This window comes from Acinetobacter sp. AM (assembly GCF_003105055.1).
Classification (GTDB): Bacteria; Pseudomonadota; Gammaproteobacteria; order Pseudomonadales; family Moraxellaceae; genus Acinetobacter; species Acinetobacter tibetensis.
This window is the reverse complement of record NZ_QETG01000011.1, coordinates 1-22,281: the sequence shown is the minus strand read 5'-3', so window position 1 is coordinate 22,281 and position 22,281 is coordinate 1. Positions and strand designations below refer to the sequence as shown.

The window sequence follows — 22,281 nt, the reverse complement described above, 5'->3', positions numbered from 1 at the left end:
CGAGTATTAAACAAATAAAACATGAATTCGGCGAATTTAGGTTTTTATGGGTGCTTTTTGATCAAAATTATTTCATATCGTGTCATTTTTGCTCAACTGTTATTTATTTGATTAGGCTAACGGCTGTACATAACAATAACTTGAGGAACATAAATGCTGAAATTTCATGAGCATGTTGTTTTGGGTGCTATTTTTGATATGGATGGAACAATGTTTGATACTGAGCGTCTTCGGTTTCAAACATTGAAACAGGCATCTCAAGAACTTATCGGTCAGTCTTTTTCCAATGCGTACTTAATGGCATGTTTAGGCTTAAGTGCCACAACAGCACATGAATTGGCACAGGAAACCTATGGAGCAGATATTCCTTATGCTGAAATCCGTAAACGTGCAGATGAATTGGAATTAGAGTCTGTACGTAGCTATGGTGTTCCAATTAAAAAGGGGCTTGTTCAGGTTCTAGAGCGTTTAAGAAAGTCAGGTTTACGTATGGCGGTAGCGACTTCTAGTCGCCGTGCCATTGCAGAAGAATATTTGATTAATGCCAATGTATATAAATTCTTTGATGTGGTGGTCTGTGGCGATGAAGTTGAAAAGGGCAAACCTCATCCAGAGATTTTTTTGACCGCTGCGGAAAAGCTCAATTTAAACGCTGACCAATGCTTAATGTTTGAAGATTCGGAAAATGGTGTGACATCGGCATTTGATGCTAAAGGTATTACCGTTTTATTCAAAGATATTAAGCCAGCAAATGCCAATATGCGTGGCAAAGCCAATTACTATTACGAAAATATGTATGACTATCTGAAAGATTTAGATGGTTATATTGCAAAACAAGATTTACCCCAATTACAAGAATCTTTTCCTCAAACTTTAAATCAGCTAACTGTCGGTATTCATGGCTTTGGTGCGATTGGTGGTGGTTATTTAGCACAAGTCCTTTCACACTGGGACGGTTATACGCGTCCAAAACGCATACTGGCTTCAACACGGAATCATTTGTTCCGTGAAGCAGTGAATGCCTTTGCTGGTTATTGTATTCGCTATGGGCAAATCTCTTATGACGAAGCAATTCGTAATGTGTTGGTGATTGATGCGGATGATGAAGCACAAATGATGGATATGTATGTTGAATCCAGCTTGATCGCCGTGTGTTTACCTGAGAATGCTTTGGTGCATGAGGTGAAGATGATTGCTAAAGGCTTGTATGAGCGACATAACCATCAAGCTCGACAATCTAAAGAACCGCTGACAGTTTTGATTATTCTGAACAAGGTCAATGCTAAACAGCTCTTTCTTGATTATTTACGACAAGCCTTAAATGACTTAACCAGTGTGGCCATTACTGAGCAGATTCTACAACAGCATTATTTTTGCGATACCGTAGTCAACCGTATGGTGTCGAAACTGAGCCAGAAAAATCTATATCGTCAACTCAAAATTAAATACAACATTTTTAAACAGTTTCAGGAAGAAGTCGAAACTGAAAATGCTGATTTAGACGAAAGTCTTCAGTTGGATTCGACCCAAGAGCATCAAGCTGCTGTGTATATTGAAGATTTGCGCCGTAATTTCCAACCGAGCCATATTTTACAGAGTATGGATTTAATCCTGTTCCATGCAGAGTTGGATATGCCAATTTATGTGGAAAAGCAAAGTCCTTTACTCGGTAAAATGCGACAAATGATCATTGTAGATGATATTTCCGAAATTCAACTGATCAAAAATCGCTTATGGAACGGAACCCATGCCATGATGGCGTGGTATGCCAGCCTATTGGGGCATGAGACGATCGGTATCGCCATGGGGGATGTACAGCTACAGCAGTTTAGTCAGCAACTCTTAGCACAAGTTAAGCAAGGTTTATTGCTGCAACTACCGCATCGGGAAGTAGACTTAAACCGTTTGGCTCAGAGTTTTATCGACTCTTGTAAATTTGCCTTTAAAGACCCTTGTTCACGGGTAGCACGAGATCCTTTACGCAAACTGGAGTCAGGCGAACGGGTTTTATCTTCTATTCAGCAGCAAATCTTGAGTGGACAAGCATATGACCAATTGATTGCGGGTGCAGTATTGGGTTATGGCTATGCCATTTTGCATGAGCAGATAGCTATAGATGATGTGATGAGCACGATGCAAAATGAAGTAGAAAAGATGTTACTTAGCATTCCGCAGCAACAAGCGTTACTGATGCAATTAAAGCGTGGTTTAGCTGATCTACTTCAGCATCCCGATCAGTTTGATCCTAAACGGATTTCAATTCATTCAAGTGATACATCTGCTGTTTGTGCATAATTTGAATCATTTTCAGCACAAGTTGAATATTTATAAACTTTGCCTTGCATGAGTCGGGTAAATAACGTGTTTTAATATCACTTTGCAGTTTAAAGTGATATTAAACGTGTCTTTAGATCACATCAGTCATGTTGTTCCCACGATCCACCGTGATTATCCCGAATGGCATCATGGGCGGGAACAATATGCTTTGTGGTATATCGAAATTCAAAATCCAGACTTGATTTTGTATCTTAATCAAGTTCAAGATTATTTCTCTGAATATTTGTTATTTCCCAATACACGTCAGTTTCATATCACACTGTTTATTTGCGGTTTTTTAGCACAAGATCAAGCCATTTTTGATGATGACTTCGCACAACAGCAATTCCAACAACAATATGTGCAGTTGAAGTTAAGCCGACCAGAAAAATTTAAACTTAAAATAGGTGCTCTGAATAGTTTCAGTAGCGCCTTATATCTTGATGTCTTAGATACCGACCTAGCTTTAGAAAAAATCAGAGCGCAATGTGCCCAGTTTAGTGATGAAGTTGCGGCATTAAGCTATTGCCCGCATATTACCGTGGGTTTATATAACGCTGCGTATCCCAGCCAAAGTATTTTAGACAAAATGGCTGCATTTCCTGCTCAGCAGTTTGAAATTGACATTAGCCAGATCAAGTTTGGTTATTATCAGGCTCAAGTTTTACAAGGTCCTTTACATACTCTACAGAACATTTCATTAGGTGACGTATGTTGCAATTCATATTAGGCGGTGCTCGTTCAGGTAAAAGTCGTTTGGCTGAACAGATTGCACAAGATTCGGGGCTTAAGGTTCATTATGTGGCAACCGCTCAGGCTTTAGATGCTGAAATGCAGCAACGGATTCAACATCATCAATCGCAACGACCATCACATTGGCAACTCAGCGAAGAAACGTTGTATTTAGCCAATTGTTTGCAGCGTATAGATGCGCCAGAACAACTGATCTTAGTGGATTGTCTGACTTTATGGATGACCAATCTGTTACTGGCAGATGATCAAAACTTATTGGCACAGCAGATGCAAAAATTACTCGACGTTTTACCGACTTTATCTTCCACAATTATTCTTGTGAGTAATGAAACAGGTTTAGGCGTTGTGCCTATGGGGGAACTGAGCCGTAAGTTTGTGGATGAATCGGGGCGATTGCATCAACAACTGGCTCAACTTGCCGATAAGGTACAGTTTTGTGTGGCGGGATTATCAATGCAATTAAAAGGAGACAAATCATGAGCTGGTGGTTAGAGGCGTGTCAACAACCGAATGATGCAGCGAAACAACGTGCAGAAGCGCGCCAATTACAACTCACCAAGCCTACTGGTTCTTTGTCTGAGTTAGAACGTATCGCAATTTTATTGGCAAGTTTGCAGAATAAAGATCAACCCGATATTCAAGCGCCGTGGATTAGTATTTTTGCTGGCGATCATGGGGTGATGGAAGAGAATATTTCCGCTTATCCTCAAGCAGTGACCCGTCAAATGTTGCTTAATTTTACCACGGGTGGTGCGTGTATTAGTGTGATTGCCAAGGAATATGCGGCAACTTTACAAGTGATTGACTGTGGTACGGTGGGAGATACTTATCAATATCCACACGTAGAAACTCATTGTATTGCTCCAGGCACAGCCAATTTTGCCAAACAGCCTGCAATGACAGAAGAACAGTGTATTGCAGCCATGAATTTGGGTAAGCAAAGTGTCGAACGTGCCGTAAAGGAAAAAGCCTCTATTTATGTTGCGGGTGAAATGGGCATTGGCAATACCTGTTCGGCTTCTGCTCTGGCTTGTATGTTACTCAATGAAGCTGCGGAACAACTTACTGGGGTTGGCACGGGTATTCGTGCAGAGCAATTAGCACATAAAAAACAAGTGATCGACCACGCTGTGGCATTACACCGTGATGATGTTCAGCAAGATGCTTTCAAAGCCTTATGCACCGTCGGTGGTTTAGAAATTGCTGCGATGGTCGGTGCATATATCCGTTGTGCGCAATTGGGTCTACCAATGGTGGTTGATGGCTTTATCAGTACGGCTGCTGCACTGGTTGCAGTCCAACTGAACCCTGCGGTTCGTGAATGGATGCTGTTCGGACATCAGTCTGCCGAATATGGGCATCAACGCTTATTGCAAGAGTTAAATGCAGAGCCAATTTTAAAGTTAAATTTACGCTTGGGTGAAGCCAGTGGTGCAGGTGCAGCACTTGGGATTATTAAATTGGCATGTCATTTACATAATCAAATGGCGACATTTGCAGAAGCCGCTGTGATTGGTGAGAAAATTTAGGAAATCTGCTATGCACTTAAAGATTGATCTACTACGACATGGCGAAAGTGAACTGAGTCATACGCTGCGCGGTTCACTGGATGATGCTTTGACAGCTAAGGGATGGCAACAGATGCTGAGCAGTATAGGTCAATCTCAAACTCAGCCTCAGCAATGGGATGTAGTCTTTTCCTCACCCTTGCAGCGTTGTTCTATGTTCGCGGAACACTTTGTAAAAGAGCAGGATATACCGTTTATTTTAGATAAAAACCTGCAAGAAATGCATTTTGGCGATTGGGAAGGACAGTCGATACAACAGCTATATGAACAATTTCCTGAAACTTTGGCAGACTTCTGGCAAAAACCAACGCAGACTACACTTCCCAATGCGGAAACTATGCATCAGTTTCATCTCCGAGTCAGTGCAGCAATAACAAACATACAGCAGCAGATGCAGCTCAATGGTTGGCAATCTGCATTGGTGGTCACACATGGCGGTGTCATCAAACTGTTAAAATGTATGGTGTTACAGCAACCCTTGGATGATGTGTTGAAAATGTCGGCTGAATTGGGGCAACTCAATTCTTTTCATTGGGACGCGGTTACACAGATGTTGGCTTTAAAGGAGTTAACATGACTCCATTTCTGATTGCTTTACAGTTCTTGACTACGTTACGAATTCAACTTAAAGAAATGCCGACGGCTGAGCAGAATGCAAACTCGATTTTATTTTATCCCTTGGTGGGTCTAATTATAGGGCTGATCTTATATGTCGTGGCGCTGTTGTTGTCTGGATTGCCTACAGTTCTACTCTCAAGTTTAATTCTGGTGCTTTGGATTTGGTTAACAGGAGGCTTACATCTCGATGGTTTGGCGGATACGGCTGATGCATGGGTCGGAGGCTTTGGAGACAAGGAGCGTACACTTCGTATTATGAAGGACCCGAGTTGTGGACCAATTGGGGTTTTAAGTTTAATTATTGTCTGCGTATTAAAATGGGCTGCATTGTATGTATTGCTAGAGCAGAAAGCAGCACTGGCTTTATTGCTATTTCCGTTGCTTGCGCGAATTTCGCCTTTGGCTTTATTTGTGAGCACACCATATGTTCGTTCCAATGGATTAGGTTCGAGTATTGCAGCACATTTGCCTAAGCGCCGTGTATATGGCGTGATTGCACTCAGTTTGAGTCTAGTCTTGTATTTTTACGGTATAGGCTTACTTACAGGACTGGCATGGGTACTAACATTCTTTTATCTACGTGCTAAGTTCCTGCAACGTCTAGGAGGCATTACAGGAGATACCATTGGTGCGAGTATTGAGTTAAGTGAAACAATCTGCTTGTTGATATTTGTGATCGGTCTGAATTATTTGCCGATGACTACCTTATTTTAAGTTTTTAACCAACTCATTAGCCTAAGCAACGTGATACCAGATGAATTAAGTTCGGGCCGAGAATCACCATAAATACACCTGCTAAAACCATAGTTAGGGAAGCAATCACACCTTCTTCATGATGACGCATGAATGCTTTATGGGTACCAAAGCCATGTGCTGAATTGCCTAGCGAAGCGCCTTGTGCAAAGGCGGAGTTCAGTTTTAACAGCAGTAGTACGGTGTCTCCCAAAAGTACGCCTGCAATCCCTGTAATCATGGTAAATAAAATCACCAGTTCGACTGAACCGCCAATATGCGAGGTCAGTTCCATCGCAAAGGGAGTCGAGATCGAGCGTGACATTAGGCTGTAGGTGGTTTGGCTATCAAAATGAAAAAGTTTTGCCAAATAAAAGGCACTGATTACACCAGCACTCATTCCAATGACAATCCCCAGAGCAATAGAAAACAGATGTTCGCGAATCAGTTGACGATATTCATAGATAGGGATGGCAAAGGCGATGGTTGCGGGCCCAAGCATCCAGACAATCCAATGGTTATCGAGCATGTAAGTGTCATAGGAGATATGGAAACCCAACAAGATTAAAATCAGCACAAAAGGAACGAGCATGGCAGGGGACAGCAGCATATAAGGGTAACGACGATAGAGTTTTTTCGCCAAGACGTACCCGATAATGGTTGCAATGAAACAAAATAGCGCCGTGAAGTTCATGAGTGTGCTTCCAATTTGGCTTTATGATGACTGTGTTTTTGCTGAAGTTTACGTTCTAACTTAAAGCCAAAATGAACACTGTATGCGGTCATCACCATAACGCAGATGGTTCCAAGTACAACCGCAAGAATAAGTTGCCAGCCTTGAGTGATAAAGAGCTGTTTATATTTGACTAAGCCCACGACACAGGGAATAAACATCAACACCAATTCGGCAAGAATGAAATCTGCTCCTGACTTAATCCACACCAATTTCATGAGGCCTGACATCAGGGCAAATAGAAGCAGAATGAGTCCGATCACACCCGCAGAGATTGGAAGATGAAAGAATTGCTGAATAAAGGAACCGATCCACCAGAGTCCAATTAAAAATAAAAGTTGAGTGATGACTTTGATGGGATAAGTCATTTTTGAAGTATTGGGAGAGGACATGATACAAACAGGTTTAAACAACATGAGAGTATTTTAAAATTGACCTGTCGTATGGATTATGAATAATAAAAAAATAATTATGTAAATATGGAATATTTTTGTGGATATCAAAAGTCTACAAATCTTTGTTACCTTGGTAGAGGTTCAAAGTTTTACATTGGCAGCAGAACAGCTCAATTTAACTCAACCGACCATTAGTAAGGCAATGCGCGGTCTAGAAGAGCAACTCGGAGTCGCACTGTTACATAAAGGGGAAGCAGGACGTAAACGCGGCGTGGCTTTGACTTATGTGGGGCAGCAAGTGTATGAACATGCATTAATTATTTTGAATGAACAGCAGCGTATTTTTGATACGGTGACACAAGTCAGAGGATTGAAAAAAGGTAAGCTAACGATTGGTCTACCACCTTTGGCAGCCATGATGCTAAGTACTGTGATTGCCAAATTTCATAGTCAATATCCGCATATCGAGTTGAACTTTCTGGAAGTCGGGGCGACAGGCATCGAAGAGGCGATTTTTCGTAAAGAGGTTGATGCTGGGGTGGTGATGGGAGAGTTAAAACCTTTACTGAGTGGATTTGAAATTATCAACTCATCGATTTGTCTACTGGCAAAGAAAAGCTCACATTGGCGTAAAAAACAAGAAATTAAACTGATTGAACTCAAGGAGGAATCTTTTTTACTGTATGCCAATACATTTACGCTAAACAACGTCATTATTCAGGCGGCACAGTCTGTAGGTTTTGAACCGAAAGTGGCTTGTCGGAGTAGTCAATGGGACTTTATTGCCAAACTGGTTGAATCGAATGTCGGGATTGCTTTACTTCCTCAGGCTTATTGTGAGCGACTAAATCGTGAAGAGTTTCATATTGCTTTGCTGACAGAGCCGAAGATCAACTGGAACTTAAAGATGGCTTGGAATAGCACGGTCACTATGACTCCAGCGACTCGGGCTTGGCTGAATGTTATTGAAGATAATTTGGAAAGTATTCATTTTTAACAATCATGCATGCGCAGTGTCTCAAGTGGTGCATGTCAATTTTAGAGATCATCTAATGCTACAACGCAACGTTGATGGTCATGAGGTTGTACTGAAAGATGTTTCGCAGGTCTATATACCACTAGATCAATTACTGAAGATATTCAACGAGAAAACTGTGTTAACCTCTATGTAGATGATCATTTAATTTGTTGATAAATTTTGTTAAAATATTTTTTTTACATATATTTTAAGATAAATGAATACTTTTTTTAACCAGATTCAAAAGTTAGATAATGTTGAAGAATTTAAATTAAGAGATAGTGATGATAGGAATGTCTATTCATTTAACTATAGAGGGCTGACGCTATCAGCCGTACAAATCGTGAAAAATGAAATTACATTAAGCCGTATGAATTTTTCTCTTTTATGCGAAGATTTGCTAGTAAGGGTTTCAAAAGAAAAAATTCTAGAAAAAATAAATCAATTTAATAAAAAAGTGATTACTTTAAAAATTATTTTACAAAAGATTGAAGAAAATGATGCTTATTTTAGGTTCACAGTTGAATACGGAATTTCTGATGAAATTTTTCAATATATTGAATTGGAAGATAATCTTAAACTGCTATTCGCTACTCCTAAGGTCTTCATAAATAGTTTATTGAATGAAGATGAAAACAATGAGTAATAATAATTTAAAATTGTTTATGGGAAAGAATAAGTTTTTTTATTTTAATTTACTATTTACCCTTTTTTTCACAATATCAAGTTACTTTATAAATAAATTTATTGCGTCCACACAATACATTCCTCTTGGAATTGCAATATTTACAATTATCACTGTTTTTATTACCAAACTGAAAGATTATATCGATGAGAATGATACATCTTCTACGCTAGGTAAAACGAGAAAAGACTTAGTTGATAAAGAAAATGAAGTTAAACATTTAAAAGAGTTGATTGAAGATAAACAGGCAAAAATTAACTCATTAATACTTACAATACAAGAAAGTCAATCTTTGAAGAAGTTAAAAGAGAGTATGGTGAAATGGTATGTAAATACCGATAATGATTGCTATTACAGGCATAAAGCTGAGAATAATCTGAAAGAACTAACTGAAAAAGCAACCGAAGAAATTAATAAGTATATCCAAGATGGTGTTGACCTTTAGCTAGGTTAACAACATGATTAAAAGAGTAATACGTCTGTAAAATATTATTTTAACTTAGATAACTAGATTAAATTTAGTACTCTAACTGAATTCGAAAGGTGAGTTTGCGCAAATTTCATACAAAATTACTCTTGAATAATTTACAAATAAACATATTATGAAAATATATATTGTTTTAGGTGGAACGTAGAAAATGCATGACTATCTAACCGCTTTTATCGGTGGAACACTGCTTGGTGTATCCGCCGTTGGTTATTTGTTGGTCAATGGTCGTATTGCAGGAATTAGTGGCCTGATTTCACAAGTCCTTAGTCCCAAAACCTTGTTGAGTACACCTGCACTTTGGTTCTTATTAGGCTTAATTATCGTGCCATTTGCTTATGGAGCATTTACGCAACCACAGATTCAAATTGAGAGCTCACCGTTCATTATGATTTTAGCGGGTTTATTGGTGGGTTTTGGTACGCGATTAGGTTCTGGATGTACCAGTGGCCATGGAATTTGTGGGATTAGTCGTTTATCCAAACGATCACTCATAGCAACAGCAACATTTATGCTTGCTGGCGCCGTGACTGTATTTGTAATGCGTCATATTTTGGGAGCATAAACATGAAAAATATATTTGCCTTTATTTTTGGTGGTCTATTTGCCATTGGTTTAATGTTTTCAGGAATGTCTAATCCAGAAAAAGTACTGAATTTTTTGGATATTTTTGGCACTTGGGATGCTAGTCTGGCATTTGTGATGATGGGTGCAATTGCGGTGGCGTTTATTCCTTTTCAGATACTCTCTAAACAACAAACCCCAAAAACGGTTTTTAAAGAACCGATTGCAATGCCTAAGAATACACAGATTGATTCAAGATTAATTCTAGGGAGCGCAATTTTTGGTATGGGTTGGGGTTTAGCAGGTATTTGTCCCGCACCAAGTCTTACCTTGATTGGTTTAGGGCACTATCAAACGCTATATTTTATTATTGCTATGGCAATAGGTATGATTATATTTAATAAAACGATGGGAGTGAAATAGTGTTGATAAAACCAATCGTTAAAGCTTTTTTTGATAAAGAAACCAATACTTTTAGCTATGTGGTTACAGACCCGAAGAGTCGCCAATCTGCCATTATCGATAGTGTGCTGAATTATGATGCTGCATCTGCAACGACAAAGACAACTTTGGCGGATGAAATAATTTCATATGTTCAGCAAAATAGCCTAAGCATAAATTGGATTTTAGAAACACATGTCCATGCTGACCATCTAACAGCTTCCCAGTATTTAAAACAGAAGGTGGGGGGAGTGGTCGCCATTAGTGAGAAGATTGCGATTGTGCAGGAAACCTTTAGCGCAATTTACAACCTTGAACCCAAATATTTTAATGCGACACGCTCATTTGATTATTTATTTAAAGATGGCGAACATTTCAAAATTGGTGAAATAGACGCATATAACATTCCAACACCAGGACATACGCCAGCTTGCTTAAGCTACGTGATTGGTGATGCTGTATTTGTCGGTGACACGCTATTTATGCCTGATTACGGTACAGCACGCTGTGATTTTCCTAAAGGTAGCGCAGCGACGTTATTTGACTCAGTGCAAAAGCTGTTTGCTTTAGATGGCAATATGCGCGTGTTCTTATGCCACGACTATTTACCTGAAGATCGTGATCATTTTATTTATGAAACCAGTATTGCTGAACAAAAAAAGCATAATATTCATATCAATGAAAGCATTAAAAAAGAAGCTTTTGTCCAGATGCGGAATCAACGCGATGCAACTTTAAACATGCCTAAATTGATTTTACCTGCGATACAAATCAATATGCAGGCTGGACAATTCCCTGAACCTGAGGAAAACGGGATTCGTTATTTGAAAATTCCATTTAATTTTTTCAAATCTAGCATATAAACATGAAATAAATGCATAAAAATCAGGATAATACATCACTATTATCTCTGATTTTTAGTATTTTTATAAATAGCCTAAGCAAATTTATTGATTCTTAAAAACTAAAAAGCCACTATATATAAAAATACCAGATAGAAGCACTATGATCCTTAATCATCAAATACAGAAACCAGTAAACCCAAGCGAATTGGAGCCTGTTGTACTTATTCATGGGTTATTCGGCAGTTTGAGTAACCTTGGCATGTTGGCTCGGGCTTTTGATCAACGTACAGTAATACAGTTCGATGTACGTAATCATGGATTATCTGAGCATAGTGAACAGATGAACTATGATTTGATGGCGCGGGATGTGTTAGAGACTTTGGATCATCTACAGATTCAAAATTTTTCCCTCATCGGGCACTCCATGGGCGGAAAAATAAGCATGAAAGTGGCGGAGAAGGCTGAAAATCGTGTGGTAGGTCTAATTGTGTTAGATATCGCACCATTTGCTTATCAAGAAAATCATCACGAACAAATTTTTAAAGCATTATTTGCTGTACAAGAAGCTGCACCAGCATCTAGATTACAAGCTACTGAAATCATGAAGAAATTTATTCAAGAAGATATGGTGATTCAATTTTTATTGAAATCATTTACGCAAGGAAAATGGCGGTTTAATTTAAATGCTATTTTTGCGCATTACGCTGAGATATTGTCTTGGCAAGAGATAAAGCCTTATACAAAGCCTGTGTTATTTTTACGTGGTGGGTTATCTCCATACATTCATAAACCTGAGCATTTTGATGCTATTCAGAAACAGTTTCCAGTTGCTGAAATAAAAGAAGTTTTGAATGCAGGACATTGGCTACACGCTGAAAAGACAGATGAAGTTTTATTAGAGATCTCTAACTTTTTAAAATAATATGATGATGTTCTACAGCGATATAGCTGTAGAACAGTAAGTAGCTAAGACAGCATAAGTCTTTATTAATCATTGTCTTATGCTTTTATATGCTGCATTTCGTATAATATATCGAGATTATGTTACATAGGCGATTTGCTACCATTTTGGGGCAAATCGGCGTTATTTAACATCAATCTGCATTATACGAATATCGAAGTTTTTAGATTTTACATGTAAAGTTTATTTCTACTATTTTGCTTTTTTTTCTTTTTGCTAAATTTTTTAGCATCTTTCTTCCTTTCTGGTTATCTATTGTTTTTGAACATTTATTTAATTTATTTTCATCTATTGAATTTATTCTTAGCATTATTATTTCTTTTTTTTCATTGTCATATGTAGCTGTTGCTATTACATCTTCAGCATAAGCATTTTTACTAAATACTAAGAGCATAGGTAATATCATTTTTTTCATTTTCATCTCATAACATCAAGAAGAAGCAGACGCAAGCAGCGACTCGTCGCGCTGCGTTTGCTGATCAAAGGGGAGTCCACGTCTCTAGAGTGGACTTAAGGCTCGAAAATGAGCTTTTTCACCTCAATTTATTTGGGTATTGTCAGTTTCCCGCTATTTGTAACTTCAATATGGTCTAAACCTTCTTCAATTAGAATGTGAACTAATTCACTGTCTCTTACTGGTTGTTGACCTTTACTAATTAGAGCTTTGTTTAATTCGACAGCCTTTTTTCTTAGTAGTTCTTGTTCCTTGTCGTTCAATCTTACGCTCTGAACCATTTCAATAAATTCCAATGTTGCACATGTAGAAAATGATACATGTATTTTTGCATGCATGTATTGTGCATACTTGCATCATTGTGGTAAATTCCGCCTTATGCATAAATGCATGCATGCACACATGGGGCGTTTTATGAACGATATGCTAAAGCTACGGATGCCAATTAAGGCTTCACATGTCGATGTAGACAGTGAAGGCCGTCATTGCATCTTTGGTTTTAATTTACTCGATCTTGACTTACCGCGTGTAGAAGCTCGATGCGTTTTTAAGGATGAAGAGGGGAACGTGGTCAACCAAGTCCTGAACCATCCTTATGATCGATTACCAACGTCATTCACCAAGATGGCTTGGAAATTTCATCATGAAGGTAAGTTATGGCCACATGTTGAATTGAAAGCTTCACCTGCAAAGATATTGCAGGGGCATAACGTTTATGGAACGGACTGGATAGAGGAAGGGGCTATGGAAATGCTTGGTCATTTCGCACAGGCTCAACCGACTTTATACGGCATGCTTGAAATTGGTGAAACTGAGGTCATGCAGATTGACGTTACTTATCACGCACGTTTACGTGATGATCGGGAAGTTGAACGCGCATTAGATTTCTTGCGGAATATCTCCACACAACACATTCGCAAATCAAGTAAAGCTGCAATCTATAAAAATACTGTCTATTTCGGCTCTGAACGTTGCAAGCGTTTCGCTCGTAAAGTTTACGGTAAATCATGTGAGTTTCAGGCTCAACTTATAGAACAAACTAAGCTAGCCAAGTCTAATGATAAAGCTGCTCAAGCTGTTGTAAAAGTAATGTCTGATCCTGACTTGATTACATTTACTCAAGGGCTTTTACGCTTTGAAACTGGTGTCAAAGCCTACGTACTTAAAGAACGCAATATACCAACTAATTTATTTCAGTTAATTCGCTACCAACGTCAAAACCCAAACTTTCTACGCAATTTATGGACTAGTGCAAATAGAGAACTATTTGAAGCTCTCAAGGGGCAAAATGTGAAACTTACCGATGATGATTCTATTTACAACAAGATACTTTCTGAGTTGCAACTGGCGAATTCTAAAGATTCAATTTCTGCTTCTGTTGCTGACACTGTTTTTAAATTTTACAGAGATTTAGAGAATGTAGGTTGTACAACGCTACAAACTCAAATGGGTGATGAGAAGTTCTTTCGTAATTTCTCAAATTTGCTTAAGTGCGGATTTGCTAAGAATTATTTAGTCCGTTTGCATGTTAATCCGCTTGAAAATATGGATCATTTATCGGCTTATAACTTTGTATTTCGAGAGTTTAAAAAGGTCGTTAAGGCTGGTTCAGCTTCAGCTACACAAGCTCGTAATTTGCATACGTTCTATAAAGAATTGCGTGACTATGGTTATGACACTGTTCGTAATGAGTACAGTTCTGCTCAATTTAAAAAGCGTATTGCATCTTTAAGAAGCTGCGGTTTCTCAAAAGGTGAACTTCAAAACCTTCATTCTCAAACATCTAACAACATTATTCCGTTTATCAAATATGTAGAAATCAATTTCGATCAACAAGTGCCTGAAAACTTCATCGAACCTAAATCTTCATTCAACCTCAAAATAGCCTAAGAGGAATTAACTATGTCTCAATTTATCTTTAAAGCCAAACTTATCAATGTTGAAACTGGTGTAAACAAGGACGCTCAGTTGACCATGCGACTTGTATTTGCATCACAACGCTATGACAAAGGTCTAGACCAGATCGTTCCATGTTCTCAAGGCGTAAAAGTCATTGAAGATCATCATCACATGAAAGATTTTTATCTGTCTTACAAAGGTCGTGAGATCTATCTGCCAATCGAAATGACTTCGATGGAGCGCAATATCTACTATAAAACGACTGGCGACGGTAAGCCGTTAATGCTTGAAGAAAAGAAAGCTGTAGAACAGCAAGTACCTAAGACAGCATAAAGCCTTTACTAATCAAAGGCTTACTATACGATATTTCGTATAATGTATAATATGTAAATAAATCAATGACTTAGGATAGTAATCATCATGTCACATATCGAATATAAGTGCAAGAACTGCGGTTCAACTTTCCTAAGTCATTTGGTTTATTCCACCCATTTTTACCATTGTGGGGCTAAAAAATGACAGTACAAGAACTGGCAGCTTTTAATGCTTTAAATGATTTTTATCTGTGGGGTGGTGTCTTTTTAGGTCTGATTATTTCAGGTTTCTTTAAGTCGTTACTTAACTTTTCTGCACATCGTTTTGAACGTCCTTCACGTATACGTTTTCGCAATATGAATGGTCGTGCAGAACGTAAAGACGACTTTGAATATTTGTACTTGTACAAGGGCGAATATTACACGTTAGAGCAAAGAGATTTTTTAATAAAACAACGGTTTAAAAATATTAAATCAGTATCTCGAATTGATTCGAAATTTATTGTTGTTTCAATCTTATTTATTTGTTCAATGCTTTACATCTACTTTCTTAATACTGAGATTTTAGCATTGAAAATAGGAATTTAAGAGGGGTAAACAAAATGCTTTATGTGGTTTGGTACTTCTTCTTAATAGGCGTTTTAACTCAGATATACCTTATCTATAAGTTAATACGCGTCAAGGTATTTAAGCGATGATTTGCTTACTTTATGGTTCAGATCAGACAAGTTGTGTCGCTTATATATCTACAGAAACTGTAGGGGCATTCATTGTTATGTTTGCAATTTTTTGGGGTCTCTATGGTCTTTTTAAAATCGTCCTCAGGTTAATGGGGTTCTAATCTTTCTTGGAGTAATTCTTATGAATGAACAAATCGTTAAAGAAAAAAACGGTGTTTTAACTTTACACAACGTTTCTAAATTTGGACTTGGTGCTGTTGTATCAACTGCTTTAGTAAATCCTGCATTTGCTGCTGTAGATGTAACTGCTCCAGTTGGTCAAATCACTACGGATGGTACTTCGGTTATCACTGCGATTGGTACTGCATTACTTGGTTTAGCGGGTCTTGCTGTTATTTTCAAATGGGCTAAAGCATCTTTCTTTAGTTGATACACTGAGGGGCTTCGGCTCCTCATTTCATTAAATATTTAAGGGATTTTGGGATTTAAAATGAGATTTTTTAAATATTTAATTTTTGTATTTTTTATAACAATTTCATCATCATCTTTTGCAGTTCTTACTGAGTGGACTACATCAGCAAACAATTTTGATAATAATGGCAAACTAGTTTTAGGTTTTGCCTATAATCCTATTGATGCTTGTAATAACTTGCTTAGTAAAGTAGCTAACTCTTACGGTTATACATCTGTTGATTCGTCTTCAATTACTAAATCAAACAATAGATATTGTTTTTTCTATAAAGGTTCTCAAGGAGGTCTCCAAGCTGCTCAGCTTTTTTCTAAATCTGTTCCTGACGTATGTCCCCCTAAAGATTATCCTGCATATTATTACTTTGCTGCTGGATCACCTGTTCCATCACAAACTTGTGAAAAAAAGACTGACAATTCTTATTGTGTCTATCAAGCAAAAAAGAATCCTATCGTTTTAAATCATAAAGATAACCGACAATCTATTACTGTCTATAGTTTATCTAATGCTCCCGCTTCATCTTGTACACCTACTTTTAATGACTCTTGTAACAAATCTGATCCCTATGGTGGTTGTTATCAACCCCCAGAGGATGGATGTACTAGATTAAGTGATGGTTCTATTGTCTGTCCGGATACAGATCAATCTGAACCAGATGTAAAAAATACATGTAATGGTGCAATCTACTGTACGCGTCCTCCAGAGGGTTGCGGTTCCGGTTATGTTTCAGGCAAATTTAATGGTCAATCGCTTTGTGTCAAATCTGGTAGCGGTACGGGTTCAGGAACTGGTACTGGTGATGGTTCAGGAACTGGCACAGGCGATGGTTCAGGAACTGGTACAGGCGATGGTTCAGGAACTGGTACAGGCGATGGTTCAGGAACTGGTACTGGTTCTGGCAATAGTTCAAATACTTCAACAAGTACAAGTACATCTACAAGTACTAGTTCTGACGGTTCAACAACAGTTAATGTAACTAATAATAATTCAACAACAGTTAATGTTGATGTTTCAGGTGTTATCTCTGCTGTTAATTCTGTTAAATCCGCTGTAAATGACGCAAAAAACTCTATTAATGATTTTCTAAATGATATTAACGGTTCAGTTAATAAAGTTACTGATACATTAATTGGTACAAATACAAAGCTTGATACTGCCAACACGACATTAAACTCTATTAATCAAAATGGTAAAGACACAAATTCTAAACTTGATCAGTTAATTGCTAAACAGGGTTCAGATACAGGTACAGAAGACGGTACTGGTTTTGATGATTCAGGAATTGTTGGGGCTATAGAAAAACAAACTGAAGATATTAAAACCAAGTTAGATGAAAAATTCCCTGATGATATTGATACTACCGAATTAGAACAAATTGGTACTGAATCTAACGATTCTCGTTATACAGGTGCTTTTTCTGATGCACAAAATTCTTTAAACAATTTTGCTAATAAACTTTCTTTTTCAAATACTCAATGTCTTCAAGATATGGTGATAACAGATGTTCCTTTTGTGGGGTCTATTGTTGTTCCTATCTCTAAATGGTGTGAATTAATAGCATTAATCAAAATCTTTCTACACCTTTCAACTTTGATGCTCTGTTTGCGTATGTTAGACGCCACAATTAGAGGGTTTTAGTCATGCCTTTAGCTTTCTACGCAGTCGCACTTGCTGTTATTAAAATTCTTACTAAAGTCATCACAGGTACTGTTACTGCAGGGCTTGTTTATTATTTTCTTTCAAATGTCGCAAAACCACAGATTGACAATTTAGAACGCCAAATTATTGATAAGGTTTCAGAATTTTCTGTCATTGGTGGTTCTGCAATGCAGTTAATTGCCTATCTAGATTTTGTTAATTGCATTCATATGTTACTTGCTGCTTCTGCCGCTTGTTTTTCTTTAAAAATGATGTCTGTTGCTGTTCGTGCATTCGGTATAAATACGGGGTCTTAAAATGGCTATTTATCTTACTACTGGTAAACCAGGTTCTTTTAAAAGTGCTTCTACTATTGAAGATGCTCAAAAAAAATTAGCTGAAGGTCGCTTGGTTTATTTCTGTAATTTTAGAGGACTCAAAGCGGAGGAAAATGGTTTTAATCTTTTAGATCATTTTAATGAGTGGGAGTCTATGCCAGACGGTTCTGTACTTTATGTCGATGAAGTACAAGAATTTACCCGTGATGTTAAAACCGCTGCTAAGTCTGAGGAACTACCAAAATGGTTTACGACTTTAGAAAAGCATCGTCACCGCGGTATTGATATTTATCTTAATACACAGCACCCAATGTTTATTCATACTCACATCCGCAGATTGATAGAAAAGCATTACCACTTACATAGAACTCAGGGTTTACCTTTTGCTATGCGTAGATCGTGGGGGCAGGTATGTGATCAACCAGAAGATTTTAAAAATGCTTCTATTAAAATGGGCTGTACGACTGAAATGTATCGCCCGAATAAATCTGTATTCAAACTTTATGAATCAACTGTTCTTGATACGCATAAATTTAAGATACCACCCAAGTTAATTAAATCTATTGCTATCCTTTCTTTTGTTTTCGGTACTGCATATTATTTTGGTTATCCAGTTGCTCAAAAGTATTTAAATTTTAATGATAAAGAGGTTGTTGCTGAACAACCCAAACAAGAACAACTTTCACAAGCTGATCAATATGCTCGTGATGCTGCTATGATGAATTTGACTCCAGAACAATATGCAGATTTACAAAATCCAGAAAAACGAAATGCTGAATTATTGGCTAAAAACCAAAACGATTTAGAATCAATTGCGATTAAATATAATCCTAACAAGCCTTTTGATGACCATACTCAACAAATCAATTATGAAGTAACAGCAAAGCCTGTATTTGCTGGTTGTACTAAAATGAATGGACGCTACGTGGCTTATACTCAACAAGGTACGATTCTTCATGATGTATCTGATGAAGATTGTAGAAAGGTTATCGAGGACGGTGATAGACCATTTAACTACTTTGTACAACAACAACCTGTACAGCCCCAAATACAGCAAGCTACCGCCACACAACCCCAGTTAAGTGCTGAAGACTTGGCTAAATTCCAACAAGCTAAAAAAGAGGGTTTAATATGATTCCATTAAAAACTGATTCATACGGTCGTATTCATTGCTATCTTTGTGACATTTCAACTAATAGTATTTATTTATATCAGGGTATGCATTTATGTTTAGCTTGTGCAGTTAAACAGAGTGGGCGGAGTGCCCACGAACTGACGCAATAAGATTTTCAAACTTTCTTTCCCTGATTACATCTCCCTTTTGCTTTAGATTGGGAATTACAGAGCGTCCGTAGGCGCGAACTGATAAAGGTTTTATATGGAATACTTAATTAAATACACGCTTTTAGCACTTATTTTTTTCTGTATCGCTTTTTATTTAGTGCGTAAAGCTTCAAATGATTGATTGGTATTTTGTTCCAAGTGCTCGCTCCGCTGCAGTCGAAAACCCGGCTTTTCCTGGCTAAAGATAAATGATAAAAAACAGAGGTTTATGAAATATGGAATTTTTGATGGATTGGCAAAATATTACACTTCAAGACGTTTTATTGTTATCCTTTTTTATTCTTATTTACTCTATTTATTGGGTTATTGTGCTTAAGTTTATGGATGAATTATTTGATTAAATTATAAGGTCTGAGATTTCGTATAATATATCGAGATTATGTTACATAGGCGATTTGCTACCATTTTGGGGCAAATCGGCGTTATTTAACATCAATCTGCATTATACGAATATCGAAGTTTTTAGATTTTACATGTAAAGTTTATTTCTACTATTTTGCCTTTTTTTCTTTTTGCTAAATTTTTTAGCATCTTTCTTCCTTTCTGGTTATCTATTGTTTTTGAACATTTATTTAATTTATTTTCATCTATTGAATTTATTCTTAGCATTATTATTTCTTTTTTTTCATTGTCATATGTAGCTGTTGCTATTACATCTTCAGCATAAGCATTTTTACTAAATACTAAGAGCATAGGTAATATCATTTTTTTCATTTTCATCTCATAACATCAAGAAGAAGCAGACGCAAGCAGCGACTCGTCGCGCTGCGTTTGCTGATCAAAGGGGAGTCCACGTCTCTAGAGTGGACTTAAGGCTCGAAAATGAGCTTTTTCACCTCAATTTATTTGGGTATTGTCAGTTTCCCGCTATTTGTAACTTCAATATGGTCTAAACCTTCTTCAATTAGAATGTGAACTAATTCACTGTCTCTTACTGGTTGTTGACCTTTACTAATTAGAGCTTTGTTTAATTCGACAGCCTTTTTTCTTAGTAGTTCTTGTTCCTTGTCGTTCAATCTTACGCTCTGAACCATTTCAATAAATTCCAATGTTGCACATGTAGAAAATGATACATGTATTTTTGCATGCATGTATTGTGCATACTTGCATCATTGTGGTAAATTCCGCCTTATGCATAAATGCATGCATGCACACATGGGGCGTTTTATGAACGATATGCTAAAGCTACGGATGCCAATTAAGGCTTCACATGTCGATGTAGACAGTGAAGGCCGTCATTGCATCTTTGGTTTTAATTTACTCGATCTTGACTTACCGCGTGTAGAAGCTCGATGCGTTTTTAAGGATGAAGAGGGGAACGTGGTCAACCAAGTCCTGAACCATCCTTATGATCGATTACCAACGTCATTCACCAAGATGGCTTGGAAATTTCATCATGAAGGTAAGTTATGGCCACATGTTGAATTGAAAGCTTCACCTGCAAAGATATTGCAGGGGCATAACGTTTATGGAACGGACTGGATAGAGGAAGGGGCTATGGAAATGCTTGGTCATTTCGCACAGGCTCAACCGACTTTATACGGCATGCTTGAAATTGGTGAAACTGAGGTCATGCAGATTGACGTTACTTATCACGCACGTTTACGTGATGATCGGGAAGTTGAACGCGCATTAGATTTCTTGCGGAATATCTCCACACAACACATTCGCAAATCAAGTAAAGCTGCAATCTATAAAAATACTGTCTATTTCGGCTCTGAACGTTGCAAGCGTTTCGCTCGTAAAGTTTACGGTAAATCATGTGAGTTTCAGGCTCAACTTATAGAACAAACTAAGCTAGCCAAGTCTAATGATAAAGCTGCTCAAGCTGTTGTAAAAGTAATGTCTGATCCTGACTTGATTACATTTACTCAAGGGCTTTTACGCTTTGAAACTGGTGTCAAAGCCTACGTACTTAAAGAACGCAATATACCAACTAATTTATTTCAGTTAATTCGCTACCAACGTCAAAACCCAAACTTTCTACGCAATTTATGGACTAGTGCAAATAGAGAACTATTTGAAGCTCTCAAGGGGCAAAATGTGAAACTTACCGATGATGATTCTATTTACAACAAGATACTTTCTGAGTTGCAACTGGCGAATTCTAAAGATTCAATTTCTGCTTCTGTTGCTGACACTGTTTTTAAATTTTACAGAGATTTAGAGAATGTAGGTTGTACAACGCTACAAACTCAAATGGGTGATGAGAAGTTCTTTCGTAATTTCTCAAATTTGCTTAAGTGCGGATTTGCTAAGAATTATTTAGTCCGTTTGCATGTTAATCCGCTTGAAAATATGGATCATTTATCGGCTTATAACTTTGTATTTCGAGAGTTTAAAAAGGTCGTTAAGGCTGGTTCAGCTTCAGCTACACAAGCTCGTAATTTGCATACGTTCTATAAAGAATTGCGTGACTATGGTTATGACACTGTTCGTAATGAGTACAGTTCTGCTCAATTTAAAAAGCGTATTGCATCTTTAAGAAGCTGCGGTTTCTCAAAAGGTGAACTTCAAAACCTTCATTCTCAAACATCTAACAACATTATTCCGTTTATCAAATATGTAGAAATCAATTTCGATCAACAAGTGCCTGAAAACTTCATCGAACCTAAATCTTCATTCAACCTCAAAATAGCCTAAGAGGAATTAACTATGTCTCAATTTATCTTTAAAGCCAAACTTATCAATGTTGAAACTGGTGTAAACAAGGACGCTCAGTTGACCATGCGACTTGTATTTGCATCACAACGCTATGACAAAGGTCTAGACCAGATCGTTCCATGTTCTCAAGGCGTAAAAGTCATTGAAGATCATCATCACATGAAAGATTTTTATCTGTCTTACAAAGGTCGTGAGATCTATCTGCCAATCGAAATGACTTCGATGGAGCGCAATATCTACTATAAAACGACTGGCGACGGTAAGCCGTTAATGCTTGAAGAAAAGAAAGCTGTAGAACAGCAAGTACCTAAGACAGCATAAAGCCTTTACTAATCAAAGGCTTACTATACGATATTTCGTATAAT

28 protein-coding genes are annotated in these 22,281 nt (G+C 37.5%); 22 read left to right on the top strand and 6 right to left on the bottom strand.

Features of this window, described 5'->3' with window-relative positions; translation table 11 throughout:
• The first annotated feature begins 153 nt into the window (after positions 1–153).
• The 6 genes from mtlD to DCO44_RS07545 all read left to right on the top strand — a co-directional run bounded on the left by mtlD (position 154) and on the right by DCO44_RS07545 (position 5,969).
• The gene (gene mtlD, locus DCO44_RS07570) at positions 154–2,295 is read left to right on the top strand and encodes a bifunctional mannitol-1-phosphate dehydrogenase/phosphatase (RefSeq protein WP_116760596.1); all 2,142 of its coding nucleotides are present in this window, start codon (positions 154–156) and stop codon (positions 2,293–2,295) included.
• A 106-nt stretch (positions 2,296–2,401) separates the two neighbouring features.
• Complete coding sequence (locus DCO44_RS07565) at positions 2,402–3,046, top strand: 2'-5' RNA ligase family protein (protein WP_228157529.1); 645 nt, start codon at positions 2,402–2,404, stop codon at positions 3,044–3,046.
• Positions 3,028–3,549: a bifunctional adenosylcobinamide kinase/adenosylcobinamide-phosphate guanylyltransferase gene (cobU, locus tag DCO44_RS07560; RefSeq protein WP_116760594.1), complete on the top strand. Its 522-nt coding sequence runs from the start codon at positions 3,028–3,030 to the stop codon at positions 3,547–3,549. Before DCO44_RS07565 ends, cobU begins: the two co-directional genes overlap by 19 nt.
• Positions 3,546–4,598, top strand: a complete 1,053-nt coding sequence (gene cobT / locus DCO44_RS07555) for a nicotinate-nucleotide--dimethylbenzimidazole phosphoribosyltransferase (RefSeq protein WP_116760592.1) — start codon at positions 3,546–3,548, stop codon at positions 4,596–4,598. Before cobU ends, cobT begins: the two co-directional genes overlap by 4 nt.
• Before the next feature lie 10 nt (positions 4,599–4,608).
• Entirely contained in the window at positions 4,609–5,214 is a 606-nt protein-coding gene (locus DCO44_RS07550; RefSeq protein ID WP_116760590.1) for a histidine phosphatase family protein, read from the top strand.
• The gene (locus DCO44_RS07545; protein WP_116760588.1) at positions 5,211–5,969 is read left to right on the top strand and encodes an adenosylcobinamide-GDP ribazoletransferase; all 759 of its coding nucleotides are present in this window, start codon (positions 5,211–5,213) and stop codon (positions 5,967–5,969) included. Before DCO44_RS07550 ends, DCO44_RS07545 begins: the two co-directional genes overlap by 4 nt.
• A 16-nt stretch (positions 5,970–5,985) precedes the next feature.
• On the opposite strand, the gene DCO44_RS07540 is transcribed toward DCO44_RS07545, so the two are convergent.
• Together DCO44_RS07540 and DCO44_RS07535 are read right to left on the bottom strand one after the other, a co-directional pair.
• On the bottom strand, positions 5,986–6,681 hold the full coding sequence (locus tag DCO44_RS07540; RefSeq protein ID WP_116760586.1) for an LrgB family protein: 696 nt from the start codon (positions 6,679–6,681) through the stop codon (positions 5,986–5,988).
• The gene (locus DCO44_RS07535) at positions 6,678–7,112 is read right to left on the bottom strand and encodes a CidA/LrgA family protein (RefSeq protein ID WP_116760584.1); all 435 of its coding nucleotides are present in this window, start codon (positions 7,110–7,112) and stop codon (positions 6,678–6,680) included. The genes DCO44_RS07540 and DCO44_RS07535 overlap by 4 nt, the downstream gene beginning before the upstream one ends.
• A gap of 100 nt (positions 7,113–7,212) precedes the next feature.
• Here DCO44_RS07535 and DCO44_RS07530 point away from each other — a divergent pair, with 100 nt between their 5' ends.
• From DCO44_RS07530 to DCO44_RS07500, 7 genes are all read left to right on the top strand, one after another.
• Complete coding sequence (locus DCO44_RS07530) at positions 7,213–8,112, top strand: LysR family transcriptional regulator (RefSeq protein ID WP_116760582.1); 900 nt, start codon at positions 7,213–7,215, stop codon at positions 8,110–8,112.
• 238 nt (positions 8,113–8,350) lie between these two features.
• Entirely contained in the window at positions 8,351–8,779 is a 429-nt protein-coding gene (locus DCO44_RS07525) for a hypothetical protein (RefSeq protein ID WP_116760580.1), read from the top strand.
• Positions 8,772–9,263, top strand: coding sequence for a hypothetical protein (locus tag DCO44_RS07520; RefSeq protein ID WP_133243151.1), 492 nt, complete (start codon positions 8,772–8,774; stop codon positions 9,261–9,263). Before DCO44_RS07525 ends, DCO44_RS07520 begins: the two co-directional genes overlap by 8 nt.
• A gap of 193 nt (positions 9,264–9,456) precedes the next feature.
• Positions 9,457–9,870 (top strand): YeeE/YedE family protein, encoded by a 414-nt coding sequence (locus DCO44_RS07515; protein WP_116760576.1) that lies wholly within the window; start codon positions 9,457–9,459, stop codon positions 9,868–9,870.
• Positions 9,871–9,872: 2 nt separating this feature from the next.
• The gene (locus DCO44_RS07510; RefSeq protein WP_116760574.1) at positions 9,873–10,292 is read left to right on the top strand and encodes a DUF6691 family protein; all 420 of its coding nucleotides are present in this window, start codon (positions 9,873–9,875) and stop codon (positions 10,290–10,292) included.
• A gap of 2 nt (positions 10,293–10,294) precedes the next feature.
• Positions 10,295–11,173 (top strand): MBL fold metallo-hydrolase, encoded by an 879-nt coding sequence (locus tag DCO44_RS07505; RefSeq protein WP_116760765.1) that lies wholly within the window; start codon positions 10,295–10,297, stop codon positions 11,171–11,173.
• Positions 11,174–11,315: 142 nt separating this feature from the next.
• A complete protein-coding gene (locus tag DCO44_RS07500; RefSeq protein WP_116760572.1) occupies positions 11,316–12,077 on the top strand; it encodes an alpha/beta fold hydrolase in 762 nt (253 codons plus the stop codon).
• A gap of 202 nt (positions 12,078–12,279) precedes the next feature.
• On the opposite strand, the gene DCO44_RS07495 is transcribed toward DCO44_RS07500, so the two are convergent.
• Both DCO44_RS07495 and DCO44_RS07490 read right to left on the bottom strand, forming a co-directional pair.
• A complete protein-coding gene (locus DCO44_RS07495; protein ID WP_116760570.1) occupies positions 12,280–12,531 on the bottom strand; it encodes a hypothetical protein in 252 nt (83 codons plus the stop codon).
• A gap of 128 nt (positions 12,532–12,659) precedes the next feature.
• Positions 12,660–12,908 (bottom strand): hypothetical protein, encoded by a 249-nt coding sequence (locus tag DCO44_RS07490; protein WP_413773011.1) that lies wholly within the window; start codon positions 12,906–12,908, stop codon positions 12,660–12,662.
• 76 nt (positions 12,909–12,984) lie between these two features.
• On the opposite strand from DCO44_RS07490, the gene DCO44_RS07485 reads away from it, so the two are divergent.
• From DCO44_RS07485 to DCO44_RS07455, 7 genes are all read left to right on the top strand, one after another.
• The gene (locus tag DCO44_RS07485; RefSeq protein ID WP_116760561.1) at positions 12,985–14,460 is read left to right on the top strand and encodes a phage/plasmid replication protein, II/X family; all 1,476 of its coding nucleotides are present in this window, start codon (positions 12,985–12,987) and stop codon (positions 14,458–14,460) included.
• A gap of 12 nt (positions 14,461–14,472) precedes the next feature.
• Entirely contained in the window at positions 14,473–14,802 is a 330-nt protein-coding gene (locus DCO44_RS07480; RefSeq protein WP_116760559.1) for a hypothetical protein, read from the top strand.
• 182 nt (positions 14,803–14,984) lie between these two features.
• Complete coding sequence (locus DCO44_RS07475) at positions 14,985–15,371, top strand: hypothetical protein (protein ID WP_213066314.1); 387 nt, start codon at positions 14,985–14,987, stop codon at positions 15,369–15,371.
• Between the two features lie 273 nt (positions 15,372–15,644).
• Positions 15,645–15,893, top strand: a complete 249-nt coding sequence (locus tag DCO44_RS07470) for a major capsid protein (RefSeq protein ID WP_228157528.1) — start codon at positions 15,645–15,647, stop codon at positions 15,891–15,893.
• A gap of 60 nt (positions 15,894–15,953) precedes the next feature.
• A complete protein-coding gene (locus tag DCO44_RS16605) occupies positions 15,954–17,570 on the top strand; it encodes a hypothetical protein (RefSeq protein WP_165815696.1) in 1,617 nt (538 codons plus the stop codon).
• A gap of 2 nt (positions 17,571–17,572) precedes the next feature.
• A complete protein-coding gene (locus DCO44_RS07460) occupies positions 17,573–17,887 on the top strand; it encodes a DUF2523 domain-containing protein (protein ID WP_116760566.1) in 315 nt (104 codons plus the stop codon).
• Position 17,888: 1 nt separating this feature from the next.
• A complete protein-coding gene (locus DCO44_RS07455; protein WP_116760565.1) occupies positions 17,889–19,043 on the top strand; it encodes a zonular occludens toxin domain-containing protein in 1,155 nt (384 codons plus the stop codon).
• A gap of 671 nt (positions 19,044–19,714) precedes the next feature.
• On the opposite strand, the gene DCO44_RS07450 is transcribed toward DCO44_RS07455, so the two are convergent.
• Entirely contained in the window at positions 19,715–19,966 is a 252-nt protein-coding gene (locus DCO44_RS07450) for a hypothetical protein (RefSeq protein WP_116760563.1), read from the bottom strand.
• 128 nt (positions 19,967–20,094) lie between these two features.
• Positions 20,095–20,343 (bottom strand): hypothetical protein, encoded by a 249-nt coding sequence (locus DCO44_RS07445; protein ID WP_413773011.1) that lies wholly within the window; start codon positions 20,341–20,343, stop codon positions 20,095–20,097.
• 76 nt (positions 20,344–20,419) lie between these two features.
• Here DCO44_RS07445 and DCO44_RS07440 point away from each other — a divergent pair, with 76 nt between their 5' ends.
• Both DCO44_RS07440 and DCO44_RS07435 read left to right on the top strand, forming a co-directional pair.
• Positions 20,420–21,895, top strand: a complete 1,476-nt coding sequence (locus DCO44_RS07440) for a phage/plasmid replication protein, II/X family (protein WP_116760561.1) — start codon at positions 20,420–20,422, stop codon at positions 21,893–21,895.
• 12 nt (positions 21,896–21,907) lie between these two features.
• A complete protein-coding gene (locus tag DCO44_RS07435) occupies positions 21,908–22,237 on the top strand; it encodes a hypothetical protein (protein WP_116760559.1) in 330 nt (109 codons plus the stop codon).
• Positions 22,238–22,281: the final 44 nt, after the last annotated feature.

What these genes read in the sequence shown, in the direction of transcription:
- mtlD (WP_116760596.1), top strand. Translation starts at nt 154, where the DNA reads ATGCTGAAATTTCATGAGCATGTTGTTTTGGGTGCTATTTTTGATATG.
- cobU (WP_116760594.1), top strand. Translation starts at nt 3,028, where the DNA reads ATGTTGCAATTCATATTAGGCGGTGCTCGTTCAGGTAAAAGTCGTTTG.
- cobT (WP_116760592.1), top strand. Translation starts at nt 3,546, where the DNA reads ATGAGCTGGTGGTTAGAGGCGTGTCAACAACCGAATGATGCAGCGAAA.
- DCO44_RS07550 (WP_116760590.1), top strand. Translation starts at nt 4,609, where the DNA reads ATGCACTTAAAGATTGATCTACTACGACATGGCGAAAGTGAACTGAGT.
- DCO44_RS07545 (WP_116760588.1), top strand. Translation starts at nt 5,211, where the DNA reads ATGACTCCATTTCTGATTGCTTTACAGTTCTTGACTACGTTACGAATT.
- DCO44_RS07540 (WP_116760586.1), bottom strand. Translation starts at nt 6,681, where the DNA reads ATGAACTTCACGGCGCTATTTTGTTTCATTGCAACCATTATCGGGTAC.
- DCO44_RS07535 (WP_116760584.1), bottom strand. Translation starts at nt 7,112, where the DNA reads ATGTCCTCTCCCAATACTTCAAAAATGACTTATCCCATCAAAGTCATC.
- DCO44_RS07525 (WP_116760580.1), top strand. Translation starts at nt 8,351, where the DNA reads ATGAATACTTTTTTTAACCAGATTCAAAAGTTAGATAATGTTGAAGAA.
- DCO44_RS07520 (WP_133243151.1), top strand. Translation starts at nt 8,772, where the DNA reads ATGAGTAATAATAATTTAAAATTGTTTATGGGAAAGAATAAGTTTTTT.
- DCO44_RS07515 (WP_116760576.1), top strand. Translation starts at nt 9,457, where the DNA reads ATGCATGACTATCTAACCGCTTTTATCGGTGGAACACTGCTTGGTGTA.
- DCO44_RS07510 (WP_116760574.1), top strand. Translation starts at nt 9,873, where the DNA reads ATGAAAAATATATTTGCCTTTATTTTTGGTGGTCTATTTGCCATTGGT.
- DCO44_RS07500 (WP_116760572.1), top strand. Translation starts at nt 11,316, where the DNA reads ATGATCCTTAATCATCAAATACAGAAACCAGTAAACCCAAGCGAATTG.
- DCO44_RS07495 (WP_116760570.1), bottom strand. Translation starts at nt 12,531, where the DNA reads ATGAAAAAAATGATATTACCTATGCTCTTAGTATTTAGTAAAAATGCT.
- DCO44_RS07490 (WP_413773011.1), bottom strand. Translation starts at nt 12,908, where the DNA reads ATGCATGCAAAAATACATGTATCATTTTCTACATGTGCAACATTGGAA.
- DCO44_RS07485 (WP_116760561.1), top strand. Translation starts at nt 12,985, where the DNA reads ATGAACGATATGCTAAAGCTACGGATGCCAATTAAGGCTTCACATGTC.
- DCO44_RS07480 (WP_116760559.1), top strand. Translation starts at nt 14,473, where the DNA reads ATGTCTCAATTTATCTTTAAAGCCAAACTTATCAATGTTGAAACTGGT.
- DCO44_RS07475 (WP_213066314.1), top strand. Translation starts at nt 14,985, where the DNA reads ATGACAGTACAAGAACTGGCAGCTTTTAATGCTTTAAATGATTTTTAT.
- DCO44_RS07470 (WP_228157528.1), top strand. Translation starts at nt 15,645, where the DNA reads ATGAATGAACAAATCGTTAAAGAAAAAAACGGTGTTTTAACTTTACAC.
- DCO44_RS16605 (WP_165815696.1), top strand. Translation starts at nt 15,954, where the DNA reads ATGAGATTTTTTAAATATTTAATTTTTGTATTTTTTATAACAATTTCA.
- DCO44_RS07460 (WP_116760566.1), top strand. Translation starts at nt 17,573, where the DNA reads ATGCCTTTAGCTTTCTACGCAGTCGCACTTGCTGTTATTAAAATTCTT.
- DCO44_RS07455 (WP_116760565.1), top strand. Translation starts at nt 17,889, where the DNA reads ATGGCTATTTATCTTACTACTGGTAAACCAGGTTCTTTTAAAAGTGCT.
- DCO44_RS07450 (WP_116760563.1), bottom strand. Translation starts at nt 19,966, where the DNA reads ATGAAAAAAATGATATTACCTATGCTCTTAGTATTTAGTAAAAATGCT.
- DCO44_RS07445 (WP_413773011.1), bottom strand. Translation starts at nt 20,343, where the DNA reads ATGCATGCAAAAATACATGTATCATTTTCTACATGTGCAACATTGGAA.
- DCO44_RS07440 (WP_116760561.1), top strand. Translation starts at nt 20,420, where the DNA reads ATGAACGATATGCTAAAGCTACGGATGCCAATTAAGGCTTCACATGTC.
- DCO44_RS07435 (WP_116760559.1), top strand. Translation starts at nt 21,908, where the DNA reads ATGTCTCAATTTATCTTTAAAGCCAAACTTATCAATGTTGAAACTGGT.